Consider the following 14242-nt stretch of genomic DNA (forward strand, 5'->3'; position numbering starts at 1 on the left):
GAACTAAAACTTTACAAAAATGCCTGCCCCGCAACATCTTTATGTCAGCAGGGCAGGCTGTCCTCTTATACAAACGGATATTTACGAAGTGAACTCAGCACAAATCTCATCTACTACCTGTAGCAGCACTTGCCCTAACTTATGGACGCCGTTGCGCACTTCCTCCAGGTTGGTCTCCTGTCTGGCATTCAGCTCTACAAAGCGCACCACTTCTTTTATGGACTCGATCTTCATGGTGTCGATGGTGGACTTTACCTTATGCGCCATGGCGCTGACCATTTTCCAGTCTCCCAGCTCCATGGCTTTTTGCATTTCGCGCACGGTAACAGGTATGGTGTCAGCAAAAAGCTGGCGGGCACGGTTCATAAATGCCTCGTTGTTGTGCGACATTTTCTGAATGACCTCCATGCTATAAAGCGGAGCGGCCACTACTTTCTGTTCCTGCGCCTGATTTGCTGTAGTCCTGTCCATTTCCACGCCATCGCTTTGCTTCTTAGGTACCAGGCTGGAGATTTTGGTATACAGAACTTCCGCTTCAAAAGGCTTCGAGAGATAATCATTCATACCTGCGCTCAGGTATTTTTCGGCATCACCTTTCAGGGCGTTTGCGGTCAGGGCAATGATCGGAATAGAAGCTTTTTGCGGGTCGCTCATAGCCCTGATCTGCATCGTCGCATCTATTCCGCTCAGTTCCGGCATCTGGATGTCCATCAAGACGAGATCATAGTCCGATTGCTTCACCATTTCGACAGCTTCGAGGCCGTTGTAGGCTACGTCCAGCTGAAAGCCCCATTCCTCCATGATCGCCTGCGCCAGGAAGACGTTTACTTCATTGTCCTCAGCCAGCAACACCTTCACGGCGCCCAGGCTGCTGAAATCAACGGCAACAGATTCATTTTCGATCAAATACACTTCATCGCTTTTTGGGTAGGTGATCATAAAGTGGAAAATGCTTCCTCCCTCCGGATTGTTTTCCACCCAGATATCGCCTCCCTGACGCTCCACCAGGTTTTTGCAGATGCTGAGCCCGAGTCCGGTGCCTCCATATTTGCGCGTAATACTGGAGTAAGCCTGCGTGAAGCCTTCGAAAATAATATCTTTTTTATCGACCGGCACGCCTATACCTGTATCCACCACCGAAATCTCGATGGTGAGGGTAGTAGGCGTTTCTTCCAGTGTTCTGCCGTTCAGGACAACGCTTCCTTCTTCTGTAAACTTGATGGCATTGTTTAGCAGGTTCAGCAGGATCTGGTTTAGGCGGTACGGATCACCCTGCAGCAGGGTATGCGGCAGGTCCAGTTCGCCCAACTGAAAGGCAATCTCCTTTTCTTCAGCCTTGTACTTCAATGTCTGGAAAGCAGTTTGCACCGTTTCTTCGATTCTGAACGGTATGGATTCGAGCTCCAGTTTGCCGGCTTCTATCTTCGCCACGTCCAGAATATCGTTGATGACTACCAGCAGGTTGTCAGCCGACTGATTGATGATCTTGAGATAATTGAGTTGCGTTTCGTCCAGCTGGGTTTTGTGCAGCAGGCCACTCATGCCCAGTATACCGTTGAGTGGTGTTCTGATCTCGTGGCTCATGTTGGCCAGGAAGTTCTCCTTCACTCGGGCTGATTCTTCTGCCGCCTCTTTCGCGTTTTTAAGTTCGCGCTCGGTCTGGATGCGGTCGCTCACATCCTGCGCAAAACCAATCACATACGGCTCCTGTCCATCTTCACTTACCTTATAATTCTGGTAGCTGAGGAATCGCTCTTCCTTGTCTTTGCGCAGCACGCTCAGCACCCCTTTTACCACGGTCTGGTTCTCAAACTGCTTCAGGTAATCCGGGAAATTCTGGCGGTGCAGTAGCGGGAAGAACTGCTTCAGGGATTTGCCCAGAATCTCCTCTTCTTTATAGCCCAGCATTTCAATCAGGTATGGGTTGACAGAGAGAATAACACCCTCCATATCGTGCGTGCACATATAAGCCTGACTGTACTTGATCAGGTCGCGGTATTTCTTTTCACTCTTCCTGAGCGCTTCATCAGCCAGGCGACGCTCCGTGATATCGCGCGAGGAGGACTGAAACTTGATGACCTTGCCGGCACTGTCTGTAATGGGCTTAATACTGGTTTCCACCCAGATATAATAGCCATCACGGTGCCTTTGGCGGTGCTGCACCGTGATGTTGTTTCGCTGTTTCAGGGAAACCTGCTGGCCCATGCCCTGTACCTTGAGGATATCCTCGGGGTGAATTAGATCAGAGGCAAAAACACCGATCAGCTCCTCGGGCTTGTAGCCGAGCATTTCTTCCGCGGCATTCGACACATAGGTGTAATGGCCCTCCTCATCATACAGACACACCAGATCGCGTGAGTTTTCTGACAGCAGCCTGTGCAGTTCCTCACTTTCCTCCAGTCTTTTGTTAGCGTTGTATTGCTCCGTCACATTGTCGGAAATACCGAGCACATGTACTTCCCCGTCTTTTGTGATGAGTGGCTTTTTAATGGTGTTGAACCACTCCACACGGCCATCGGGAAGGGTAAACTTCTCCTGCACGCGTAGCTCCTGACCTGTCTCAATCACTAACTGATCGATACGGTTGAAATGATGCAGTTCCTGCTCCACCTCATGCAGATCGCGGTTGTTCTGCTCTATCACATCATCTGGTGTAAGGCCGAACAGGGCAGCAAACTCCTGGTTGGCAAGTTTGAAGTTGCCTTCCCCGTCCTTCACATAAATGAGCGAAGGACTTGTGTTGAGCACCAGTCTGATAAAGTCATTTTTCTCTTTAACCTCAAATGCAGCCATGCGCTCTTCGGTTACGTCGCGCACTATGGTGAGCACCTCCTCGTCATTGTACTTTACAATTCTTCCTTCGAAGTAGCGCTCATTTAATTCATAATCGATCGACTGCATCTGGCCCTTTGCCAGCACATCCTGTATGAGGTTAAAGGCTTTCTGGCTCAGGGGTAATGGGAGCGTGTCGAAGAGTGTTTTGCCTATTACCTCAGAGGCTTCTATCACTTCGTGCTGAGAGTGCTCGTTGTGCATCTCCAGGTATACGCCCTGTTTATCGATGATGAACATCAGGTCAGGTATGGCATCCAGGATAGCCCGTATTTTGGCTTCTCTGTTGCTGATCTCCTGCTGTGCGTGGTGCAGGTCGGTAATATTGAGGCCATGCCCGATCACGAGCCTTACTTCGCCCTGTTCGTCGAGCACCGGGTTCAGCTTGCGAATATGGTAACTGGCATGGCCCTGTTTATCAACGAGCTTTTCCTCAAACGATACCTGGCGGCGCTCCACTAAGGCCTTCGTCAAATACTTGCCGCGGTTTTCGATGCGGTGCAGCGGCACATTGCGGTAGGCGCAGTACTCCTCATTCGTTTTGTTAATGATCCATTCCCGCAGGTGAGGATCTGACACGGCGGCCGGGTTAACGAAAATGTAGCGAAGCTTGCTGTCGTAAACGGCCACGTCGGAGGGGAGATTATTCAGGATGGCCTCGTAAAACTCCTTCTGCTCTGCTAGCTCCTGGTTCTTCTGGCGCAGCCTGGTAACGTCTTCAGCCGAACCGATGATCTGACTTACGCTGCCATCGGCATTGCGTTTATAGACGGCCTCTCTGCAAAACAGGATTCTGTTGGAACCATCACTGGCACGCACACTATATGTGATTTTCCGTATCTCGCCATCCTGGGCACTTAACATGCCGGAGGTATGCTGCAGCAGGAGGGGCTTGTCTGCGTCATCTACAACTGACATAAAAAAGTGCCCATCCATCGCATCCAGTTCCTGCTGCGAATATCCCAGAATTGTTTTAATGCAGTTGTTCAGGTAGATGCTTTTGTTTTGATCCAGATCGTAGATGTAGATGATGCTCGGCACCATGTGCATGACGTTCTGCACAAGCTCTGCCGTCGTATCAGACTGATTTGTTCGGAGTAGCTGTAGCTCGCAGGCAAGTGTTTCGGCCTTTTGCTCGGCCTCCTGGCGTGCTTTTCTTTCTTTTTCGAGCTCCTGTTGCAGTACCTGCAGCTCGTATGAAGTTTCCATCATGCAATCAATAAAACCCGAGTAAAAGAGAAGCGGATTTCCTTGCAAATTATCTCTTTTCAGTGAGTTAACAATCCAATGAGGCAGATAATTTTATGCGAAATCGAATATTTTCTTTCACAAGACTTCGCAACATGTATACCTACCTGGATCTACAGGCGCTCCGAATCTAAACATCTATTGACCCAGCTTTGTTATGCGTATGATACTTTTTTGGAACTAACACCTTATGTTATCATACAGTAAAACCCATGGCGACCTGCCGAGCAGATGCGCTAAATTTTAATTCAATGCCATACAAAATCAGGGATGCTATGAGACACACACAGAGCATAACACTGGGAATCCGAAAACTTGGATCCGAAAGCGCACTGATGAGAAAAAGTGCAGACGAACCATCTAAAATACGACAATTCCTGATAGCAGACGTACATTAAAGAAGGCGCCCCTTAACTACTGCAGATAGCCCATTTCCAATGGATGTAAACAAAGAACTAGAATTGTTTCAGTTCGAAAAACTTACCCAGACGCTCTTTCTCAATCATCCGGATGCCATCTTTCTACTGGATCTGGAGGGGAAATTCATGATGGTAAACGAAGAATTGTGCCGAATGACCGGGCTTGATCGGGACACACTGATCGGCCGGAGTTTTGAGCCACTCATTGAGGAAAGTAACAGAGCCTTTACAAGGGAGCGCTTTCTGGAATCGAAGCAGGACATTCCACAGCGCTACGAAACCGCCATTGTCACCAAAAGCGGTATCGCGCACCTGGATGTCACCAATTTCCCGCTCAAAAACGACACCCGCCTCCTGGCAATTTTCGGTATTGCCAAAGACATCACCGACAAGAAACGGAAAGAGACAGAGCTTGAACAGTACACAGCGCTATTGAAGGTTCACAACGACGAGTTGGAGATATTCAGGAAAATACTGGCCCATGATATGCGCAAGCCCGTTGCCAACGCACTCGGCTTTGCTCGGCTCCTGCAAAAAAAGCTCTCTGAAAGCAAAGAAAACGAGGTGAAGCGCTACTTACTGCATACCGTAGAGTCTGTTGATGTGATGCTGCGCGATCTCAACGAACTGATCGCGTTGCAGTCGACTGGCAAGGAAAGCAAGGAAGAGATTGACGTCAACAAAACATTAAAGCGTTTGGTCAACTTCTTTCAGGAAGAGATCAGGCAGGCGGGGGCGGTCCTGGAGATCGACATTGCAGAAAATACCCGGATGCATACCATTAAGGCCTATTTCAACAGCATCCTCCGCAATCTGATCTCCAATGCGCTGAAGTACCGCAACCCGAACCGCAAACCAGTCATCAGGTTATCGGCAAGCATGCAGCATGAGCTCATCACCATCCAAGTAGCTGACAACGGCATCGGTATGGACCTGGTCAAGATCGGTCCGGAGATGTTTCAGATGCACCGGCGATTTGCCCCAAAGGTAGCGGAGGGAAACGGACTGGGTTTGTACATCGTGAACCAGCAAGTCAGGTTGATGGGCGGGCAGATCAGAGTCGAAAGTGAGGTCGATAAAGGGGCCACGTTCACGATCATACTGCCTACGAATTAATCCTGTAGCTATACCTTACTTCACCGTCAGCTCGTGGCTCTGGATCATGCGGTAGATCGTGGATTTGCCGATGTCGAGTTTGTCAGCTACCAGCAGCACGTTGTAATCATACCGGTCGAGGAAGCGCTGGATGATGGCAGTCGTATATTCCTTTAAGCTGCGCTCTTCGGCCAGAAAGTCCTTTTCATTGTGACTGGCGGAAAAATTAATATCCTGCTCCTGTATCGTATCCTCATCCGCCAGCACGACGGCCAGTTCCGCCAGCGCCTTCAGTTCGCGCACGTTACCCGGAAAAGCATAGGAGAGGAGCTTCTGCTGCGCAGCCGGTGACAAATGTTTTCGTCCGAGGCCGTTCTCTTTGGCAAAGGCATCAATAAAAAACTTCGCCAGCACCAGAATGTCGCTGCCTCTTTCGCGCAGGGGAGGCAACTGGATAGGCAAACCCAACAGGCGATAATACAAGTCCTCTCTGAAACGCCCTTTTTTTACTTCCTCAGCCAAGTTTTTATGCGTGGCCACGATGATGCGCACATCCACAGGAACCACGGCATTGCCGCCTACCCGCGTAATTTCCTTTTCCTGGAGCACGCGCAATAGTTTAGACTGCAGACTTATGTCCAGTTCGCCGATCTCGTCCAGAAAGATGGTGCCCTTGTTTGCTTCTTCAAACTTGCCCAGGCGGCGTGAGACGGCTCCGGTAAAGGCACCTTTTTCATGCCCGAACAATTCGCTCTCGATCAGTTCACGAGGTATAGCCGCCACGTTTACCGCCACATAGGGGGCTTTTTTGCGGGTGCTGTTGTAATGGATCGCTTTGGCCACCAATTCTTTGCCTGTACCTGTCTCGCCGTGAATGGAAACGGTGATGTTGGTTTTGGTGGCTTTATCCATCAGGTTGAACACCTTTTTGATGGCATCGCTGTTGCCAATGATCACTTTGCTGAAGTCGTACTTCTGCCCGATCTCCTCTTTGAGGTGGTCTATCTCCTCGCGCAGGGACACATTCTCCCGTATCTTGTTGATCGTGTTCCAGAGCCGCTCCGGAGTGTCTTCGTCCTTTACGATATAGTCATAGGCACCCAGTTTGAGCAGATCCACGGCCGTTGCCACATCTTCCTGACCTGAAATCACCACCACCTGCACATCCGGGTTCTGTTCTTTGATGCGCTTGAGTACCTCGGAGCCGTTTTTGTCTGGAAGCGAATAGTCTAGCGTCACCACATTGGGGCGCAGGTGCATGTTGGCAAGGCAATCGTTGGCAGAATGAAACTTACGGATTTCGTAGTCCGGATTCAGGGAAAGGTGGTATTCGAGCAGTTCGCTATACCAGACGTCATCATCCAGTATAAATATTTTAAAAGAACCGTTTGTCATCAGGCGTCGGGTAATTGCAAAGTTCGGGTCAAATATAACTGAAAAGTTATATCCAGATAACAGTTCCCGGCCCAATTTTGGTTTACGGGCAGGGCTTAATTAATATTTCAAAATAATGTTATAATTCGCCACGGTTCAGTACTTTAACCTAAGTAGATATACGCGTCTGTTCTCATAGCTACTTCAATTCGAAACAAGGAAAGTGGGATCGGAATCCTAGTTAAGGTAGTTAGTTTTGAAAACGCATCCGGCAGGGGAGACGCATCACAAGTTGACGCCCTGACAGGTATAGCCAACAGACTACAAGCGTATCAACGGGAAGCTGTTGGCACACCTAATCACAGGTATAGAAGGCACATCAGGAAGTTGAAGCGGCCTATACCTTCGTGCTGATCACTTCACACTTGGCGCGCACAAACATGAAAACGCCGTAGCAGATGAGACCTAAAGCCAGTATTCCCAGCAGGTAGGAACCATAGGACGCCTCCTCCATGAATTGGAAGGCCTCAGAACTACTGCCTGCCTCACGGGAATTCGAGGTCAGGGCGGCACGCAGGAGCAGATAGCCGATGATCAGCCAGACTACGCCACGGGCTATGTAACCTACCATGCCGGCCCGCACGAGCGAGGTGCGGAGTTCCGGCTTCAGCTGCTGCGCCTGCACTTTGCTCATGTACTTGCCGGAATAGGCGCGGTAAAACTGATAAATTCCCATGATCATGGTGCCAACCGCCACAGCGCCCAGCAACCACTGCCCGAAAGGCTGAGACAAGAGCTCACGCGCCAGCGTCTGACGCGAGTCTGAGCCATTTCCTCCTCCACCGTTGCCTAAAAGAAGCTGCGCAGCTGTAAAGGCAAGCACACCGTAAACGGCACCGCTAAAGGCGTAGCCGATGCGCTTTCCTATACCTTTTGCATCAGTGCCTTTCTCCTCGGTATCGCGGAAGGCCTGTATGAAGCGCCACAAGGTATAGCACAGCATACCTGCCGTCACAATGCCCAATAGCACTTTGCCATAGGGCTGCTCCAGGATGAACTGAAATACACCGGTCTTGCCGGCCTCTTCTGTGCTCTGACCGCCCAGCTCGAAGGCCGCCATAAAGGCGAGCGCCCCAACCAGGCAATACACGATTCCTTTAGCGATCAGGCCTACGCGGGCAAAGCGCACGACCCATTCCGGACGGGGGGTAGGTATACGGGAAGGTGAAATAGAAATATCCATATAGTGAGTATTTAACCTTCCCATACACGAAAACCCGCAGCTAAAGTTTGGTATCTTGGCTATAAGTTTTTGAACCGCTTATGTGCCTCTTCCTCGAGTCGGGCCCGGTGGTCCGGGTGCGCAATCTCGATCAAAGCCTTGGCGCGCTGCCGCAGGTTCTTCCCGTACAGGTAGGCAACTCCGTATTCGGTCACCACATAATGCACGTGGGCGCGCGTTGTCACCACGCCCGCACCCTGGTTGATGTAGGGCGTGATCCGCGATATACCTTTATTCGTTACGGACGGCAGTGCAATGATCGGCTTCCCACCATCGGAGAGGGCTGCACCCCGGATAAAGTCCATCTGGCCGCCTATACCTGAGAACTGGTACGTGCCAATGGAATCTGACACTACCTGACCGGTCAGGTCAATCTCGATGGCGCTGTTGATGGCGGTCACTTTCGGGTTGGAGCGGATGACGGTCACATCGTTCACATAGTCGGAGCTGAGCATCATGATCAGCGGGTTATCATCCACGAAATCATACAGCTCGCGGTTGCCTACGATAAAGCCCGTCGCGATCCGGCCCCGGTGCTTCTTCTTGAACTCGTTCGTTATGATCCCTTTCTCCACCAGCGGCAGTACCCCGTTAGAGAACATTTCCGTGTGAATACCAAGACCTTTGTGATTGGTCAGGCTTCTGAGCGTGGCATCCGGTATACCGCCTATGCCCATTTGCAGGGTGGCGCCGTCCTCTACCATCTCGGCGATGTAGCGTCCGATGGTTTCCTCTGTTTGGGTGATGCGCGGTCCATAATCCACTTCCGGAAGCGGCTCGTTCACCTCCACCAGCGCATCAAAACGACGGATATTGATCAGGGCATCGCCGTGAGTGCGGGGCATCTGGGGGTTTACCTGCGCGATGACGTGCTTCGCGCTGATAACCGCCTGGCGGGCAATGTCCACAGAGACTCCCAGCGAGCAGAAACCGTGGCGGTCGGGAGGCGACACATGCACAATCGCCACATCGAGCGGCATGATGCCGGAACGAAACAGGTTCGGGATTTCACTCAGGAAAATAGGCACATAGTCGCCGCGGCCGCTATTGACCGCCTCGCGCACGTTGGCGGATACGAAAAGGGAATTGATATAGAAAGCGTCGCTGCAGCGTTCATCGGCGCAGGGCATGTCGCCAAAAGTGGAGATACTCACCAGCTCCACATTTCGAAGTTCGTCAGCGCGCTCGGCCAGTTTATGCAGCAGATACTGTGGTGTGGCAGCACTGCCATGCACAAACACACGATCTCCGGATTTGATAACAGAAAGGGCGTCTTCGGCTGAGGTGTACTTCAATTGGGCTTGATTCATGGTTTCTTGGTTTTTGAGTGTAAGCTTTGGGCGTATCGCTTAACTTACGGCTTGTCATACACTCGGTTTGAAATGCCTCCGAAATCGGGGCAGACTATTTATTTATTCGCAAAAGAATATATAAATTTGACAGCAAGCGATGATAAATGTCACCCTTAAAAATAAGCACGCGTAAGGAGGGGAGGAGAGAAGCCCCCTGCCTCCGCCGACAATACACCAACTGCATCTATGAAAAGCTTTAAAAATCAACTGTCTTCAGCGCTATACCTCTTTCTGTGCGCTATTTTCCTCAGTTCATGCGTGGCCACTTCGGGCATCGACCACACCAACACGATCAGTTCATCAGAAGGGGTTCTAGGCAAAAAAAACACATATGCCTGGTATCAGCCTACACCGGCCGCGCAGCCAGCCTACGGCCCGGGCTTTGATGCCGACCTGCACAAGCACCTGCTCAAAGCGATAGAAGAAGAACTGGAGCGCAAAGGCTTCACCAAAACTACTGTGAACCCGGATATGCTGGTTGCCTATGATGTGAGCGTGTCGGTGCCGGACGCCATGGACAAACCGGAGCTTTATGGGCCAGGCTTCGGGTATAGCTACGCCTATATGAGTGGCTACAGGTATAACTATGGCAACGCGGAGCTGCCCGGTTACCGCGCGGTGGATCTTTTCAAGCAGGGTACCCTGATTTTAGACGTGATCGACCCGAAAACCAAACAGCTGCTCTGGCGCGGCTGGACCGAAGGAGCGATCAAGGACTTCGGCGCAGGCCATGGCACCGTGAAAAGCCAGGTACAGCGGATCGTAAACCGGATGCCGAACGCTACACAGCCTTAATAAGAAGACTCCGCCTGAAAAGCGGGGTTTCTTTTTTTTATACTCAATCAGCCCTGACGAGATTATTGAAGCGCATTACGTCGGAGGGTTTGCCAACCACATAAACTACATCGCCCCGCTTCAATCGTGTCTGCGCGTTGATCTCAAGCAATGTTGCGCCCTCCCGCTTGATAGCTACCACTGTTATGCCGAAGCGATTGCGCACATCGGCTTCTACCAGCGATTTACCTACCAGCGTGTCATCTTTTGTAAAGATTCGAAAGGCAGCCACTTCTATATCAGGCAAGTCTGCCGAAATATTGCCGCCCTTGGTTTTGCTGCCCGTCATGCTGCGGAGCATCTCATAGTTGTCAGCCCGGATACTGAAAGTAAAATTATCGATCTCATCGCGTGGCATCAGGTATTTGGAAAGCACGCGCGTGAAAATCTCTATCGACGTCTCAAACTCCTCGGGTATCACCTCATCGGCTCCTAGTCGGTAACTCTCTTCCATTTCCTTCACAAAGCGGGTCCTGACGATAATGTGAACTTTATCGCTTACCTCTCTGATGCTGGAGATGATTCGGTTGGTCGCCTCCTGGTCTGAAATGGCGATGACCACCACCCGTGCCTTGTGTATGTTTACGTGCGACAAAATGACACCGTGCACCGCGTCACCGAAAATGATGTTTTCTCCTCGCGACTGTTCCTCTCTTACAGTCACTGCATTGAGCTCCACGATCACGTAAGGTATGCTGGCATGGCGTGCCGCTTTGGCCACATTGCGCCCATTTATGCCGTAGCCCACAATGACGATATGGTCTTCCAGACGGTGCATATCGTCCAATGGCTCAAAGTTGGCCGGAGCATTGGGTAAATGGTTGTTGTCAGACACCCAAAGAGCACTCAGTTTATTGGCAATGGTATGGAAAGAACCGATCACAAAAGGTGTGATCGAGATGGTGAGCAGCGATACGGAGAGAAAGTACTGGTATACTTCCAGCGAAAGCAGACCACTCTTTATACCTGTTTTGGAAAGAATGAAAGCGAACTCACCCACCTGAAAAAGGGAAAGCCCGACCAGTATGGACGTTCGTAACGGGTATTGCAAAATTCGGGCAGCCAGGGCCGCGATCACTGCCTTCAGGAGAAAAGTGCAGGCAGTCAGCAACAGGATCAGCGGCAGGTGCTGCAGCATGAAACCAATATCAAGAAGCATCCCGATCGAAACGAAGAAGAAGCTGGTGAAAATCTCGCGAAATGGAAGGACGTTACTGGTGGCCTGGTAGCTGTACTGTGACTCGGAGATAATTAAGCCGGCCAGAAAAGCGCCCAGCGCCAAAGACAGGCCGATGCTCTGTGTCAGCCAGGCCACCGCAAAACAGATGACGACAATACTAAGAATGAAGAGCTCTCTGCTCTTCGTCCGTGCCACTACAAACAGGAGCTTAGGTACCAGGTAGCGGGCGCTGATCAATACAAAGACAATGACAAAGGCGCCTTTCAGCACCATGAGCAGTAACTCGACCACGATGTTCTCAGCCCCGCCCGCCATGAGCGGCACCACCAGCATCATGGGCACGACCACAATATCCTGAAAAATCAGAATACCGAGTGCTATTTTACCGTGCGGGGTGCTGATCTCCCCATTGTCTTGCAACAGTTTTAGCACTATGGCGGTACTGCTGAGCGAAATCAGGAAACCGACAAAGAAACCTTCGGCTGCCGAAAAGTCGAACATCATCAGGACAAGGCCGACCAGCACTATTGTAACAAGTACCTGGGTAGCGCCACCCAGCAGTACGGTACGCTTGATCAGGGCCAGGTTGCGCAGCGAAAACTCCATTCCGATGATAAACAGGAGCAGTATCACCCCGATTTCGGCCAGTATCTCGATGTCGTGTACATCTTTGACCAGGCTCATGCCATAGGGACCGGCGATCACACCAGTTATGAGGAAGCCCAGGATGGTAGGTAACCTGAAGCGCTGAAACAGCAAAATCACAACTACGGCCAGTCCCAGGATAATAACGACATCAGACAGGAAAGGAACTTCCATTCGATTTTATATCCTAAAGGTTTTTGTTATTCGAGTTTGAGTATTCTAAGTTGAATTTTGGTGAAAAATAATAAAAGATTTAAGAGGAATAGCATACAACAAAAGAAGGGCAGGCACAATAAATAAATGTTTCCATAAAACAGGCAGCAGGTTTTTTGCCGGATAATTTTTGCACTATATTTAAGGTTCAAAACCATTCAGATTACAATCCCTTATGAAGCAGTACCTGGACCTCATGCAACACATCCTTGACAAGGGCGTGAAAAAAGAAGACCGTACCGGCACCGGTACCCTGAGCGTATTTGGTTACCAGATGCGTTTCGATCTGTCAGAAGGCTTTCCGCTGGTGACGACCAAAAAGGTACACCTGAAGTCCATCATCCACGAACTGCTGTGGTTTTTGAAAGGGGACACCAACATCGCCTACCTCAAGGAAAACGGCGTGACGATCTGGGACGAGTGGGCGGATGAAAATGGAAATCTGGGTCCGGTATACGGTTCGCAGTGGCGCAGCTGGCCCACACCCGATGGCCGCCATATTGACCAGATCACCCAGGTGGTGAATCAACTCAAACACAACCCTGACTCAAGACGCATTATTGTGAGTGCCTGGAACGTGGCCGAAATCGAAAACATGAAGCTGCCGCCTTGCCATGCCTTCTACCAGTTTTATGTAGCCGAGGGCAAACTGAGCTGCCAGTTATACCAGCGATCCGCCGATGTGTTCCTGGGCGTACCCTTCAATATTGCCTCGTACGCCTTGCTGGTGCTGATGATGGCGCAGGTGACCGGTCTGGAACCGGGAGAATTTATCTGGACGGGTGGCGATACACACCTATACCTGAATCACCTGGAGCAGGCAGAGCTGCAACTGACACGTGAACCGCACACACTGCCTACCATGCGTTTGAACCCTGACGTGAAGGATATTTTCGACTTTACATTCGAAGACTTCAAACTAGAGAATTATGTTTCGCACCCAGGTATAAAGGCGCCTGTTGCTGTATAAGTTATTAAGGTATAAGCCTATAAACCAAAATGCCCGAAGTATAGCTTCGGGCATTTTTCGTTAGGGGTTGGTAGACCAGATGCCGGCTTCCTTAATGAACACGCGCCGGTTTAGTTTGAGCTGTGCCACGATCAACTCGGCAAAGTCCTCAGGCTGCATCACGCGATCCGGATTACCATCCGTCAGCTTCAGATCGATAGCCATGTCGGTGGCCACGGTGCTAGGTGTGAGGGTGCTCACGCGGATATTGTGCTTGCGCACCTCCTGCATGAGCGACTCCGAAAGGCCAATAAGCGCAAACTTGGAGGCACTATAAGCACTGGTCACCGCAGCGCCTCTTTGTCCAGCCGTAGAGGAGATGTTGATGATGTCACCTGTCTGACGCTCGATCATTTCCGGCAACACCGCGCGGGTCACGTAGTATGCACCCATCAGGTTCACCCGGATGATGTTTTCCCACTCAGCCGGCTCCAGTTCCAGGAACTTGCCAAACTTACCTATACCTGCGTTATTGATCAGGATATCAATCGGGCCGAGCTCGGCGCCAATCTGCTTCACCGCTTCGTTTACTGAGTTTATATCCGTCACATCAGCTGGCGCAACCGCCGCTTTTACACCATGTGCTTTCAGCTCAATGGCAACCTCTTCCAATTGTGCCTTGGTGCGAGCCAGCAAGCCCACGTTGACACCCTCTTTGGCCAGAGCGATCGCGATGGCCTTGCCTATACCTTTGCCAGCGCCCGTAATCAGGGCACTTTTTCCTTTTAATGATTCCATGTTGTAAGCAATTAATGTTTG

Annotated in this window: 9 protein-coding genes; 3 read left to right on the forward strand and 6 right to left on the reverse strand. The window is 50.7% G+C overall.

All coding sequences use genetic code 11. The annotated features are described in order from the left end of the window. Positions 1-81 precede the first annotated feature (81 nt). Complete coding sequence (locus IEV97_RS00100; protein ID WP_188499488.1) at positions 82-4044, reverse strand: PAS domain-containing hybrid sensor histidine kinase/response regulator; 3963 nt, start codon at positions 4042-4044, stop codon at positions 82-84. A 473-nt stretch (positions 4045-4517) separates the two neighbouring features. Between IEV97_RS00100 and IEV97_RS00105 the strand changes: the two genes are divergently transcribed. After that, the gene (locus tag IEV97_RS00105; RefSeq protein ID WP_188499489.1) at positions 4518-5615 is read left to right on the forward strand and encodes a sensor histidine kinase; all 1098 of its coding nucleotides are present in this window, start codon (positions 4518-4520) and stop codon (positions 5613-5615) included. 15 nt (positions 5616-5630) lie between these two features. On the opposite strand, the gene IEV97_RS00110 is transcribed toward IEV97_RS00105, so the two are convergent. The 3 genes from IEV97_RS00110 to IEV97_RS00120 all read right to left on the reverse strand — a co-directional run bounded on the left by IEV97_RS00110 (position 5631) and on the right by IEV97_RS00120 (position 9596). Next, a complete protein-coding gene (locus IEV97_RS00110; protein WP_188499490.1) occupies positions 5631-6989 on the reverse strand; it encodes a sigma-54-dependent transcriptional regulator in 1359 nt (452 codons plus the stop codon). 376 nt (positions 6990-7365) lie between these two features. Next, on the reverse strand, positions 7366-8211 hold the full coding sequence (locus IEV97_RS00115) for a DUF1206 domain-containing protein (RefSeq protein ID WP_188499491.1): 846 nt from the start codon (positions 8209-8211) through the stop codon (positions 7366-7368). Between the two features lie 59 nt (positions 8212-8270). Beyond that, positions 8271-9596, reverse strand: coding sequence for an acetyl-CoA hydrolase/transferase family protein (locus IEV97_RS00120; RefSeq protein WP_505801478.1), 1326 nt, complete (start codon positions 9594-9596; stop codon positions 8271-8273). Between the two features lie 192 nt (positions 9597-9788). Between IEV97_RS00120 and IEV97_RS00125 the strand changes: the two genes are divergently transcribed. Beyond that, positions 9789-10397, forward strand: a complete 609-nt coding sequence (locus IEV97_RS00125) for a DUF4136 domain-containing protein (protein WP_188499493.1) — start codon at positions 9789-9791, stop codon at positions 10395-10397. A 43-nt stretch (positions 10398-10440) separates the two neighbouring features. On the opposite strand, the gene IEV97_RS00130 is transcribed toward IEV97_RS00125, so the two are convergent. Next, positions 10441-12435, reverse strand: coding sequence for a monovalent cation:proton antiporter family protein (locus IEV97_RS00130; RefSeq protein ID WP_188499494.1), 1995 nt, complete (start codon positions 12433-12435; stop codon positions 10441-10443). Positions 12436-12649: 214 nt separating this feature from the next. Between IEV97_RS00130 and IEV97_RS00135 the strand changes: the two genes are divergently transcribed. Continuing rightward, positions 12650-13444: a thymidylate synthase gene (locus IEV97_RS00135; RefSeq protein WP_188499495.1), complete on the forward strand. Its 795-nt coding sequence runs from the start codon at positions 12650-12652 to the stop codon at positions 13442-13444. Positions 13445-13504: 60 nt separating this feature from the next. Here the strand turns inward: IEV97_RS00135 and IEV97_RS00140 are convergent, their stop codons facing one another. After that, a complete protein-coding gene (locus IEV97_RS00140) occupies positions 13505-14221 on the reverse strand; it encodes a 3-ketoacyl-ACP reductase (protein WP_188499496.1) in 717 nt (238 codons plus the stop codon). Positions 14222-14242 lie beyond the last annotated feature (21 nt).

The sequence above is a fragment of the Pontibacter amylolyticus genome (genome assembly GCF_014638845.1).
Classification (GTDB): Bacteria; Bacteroidota; Bacteroidia; order Cytophagales; family Hymenobacteraceae; genus Pontibacter; species Pontibacter amylolyticus.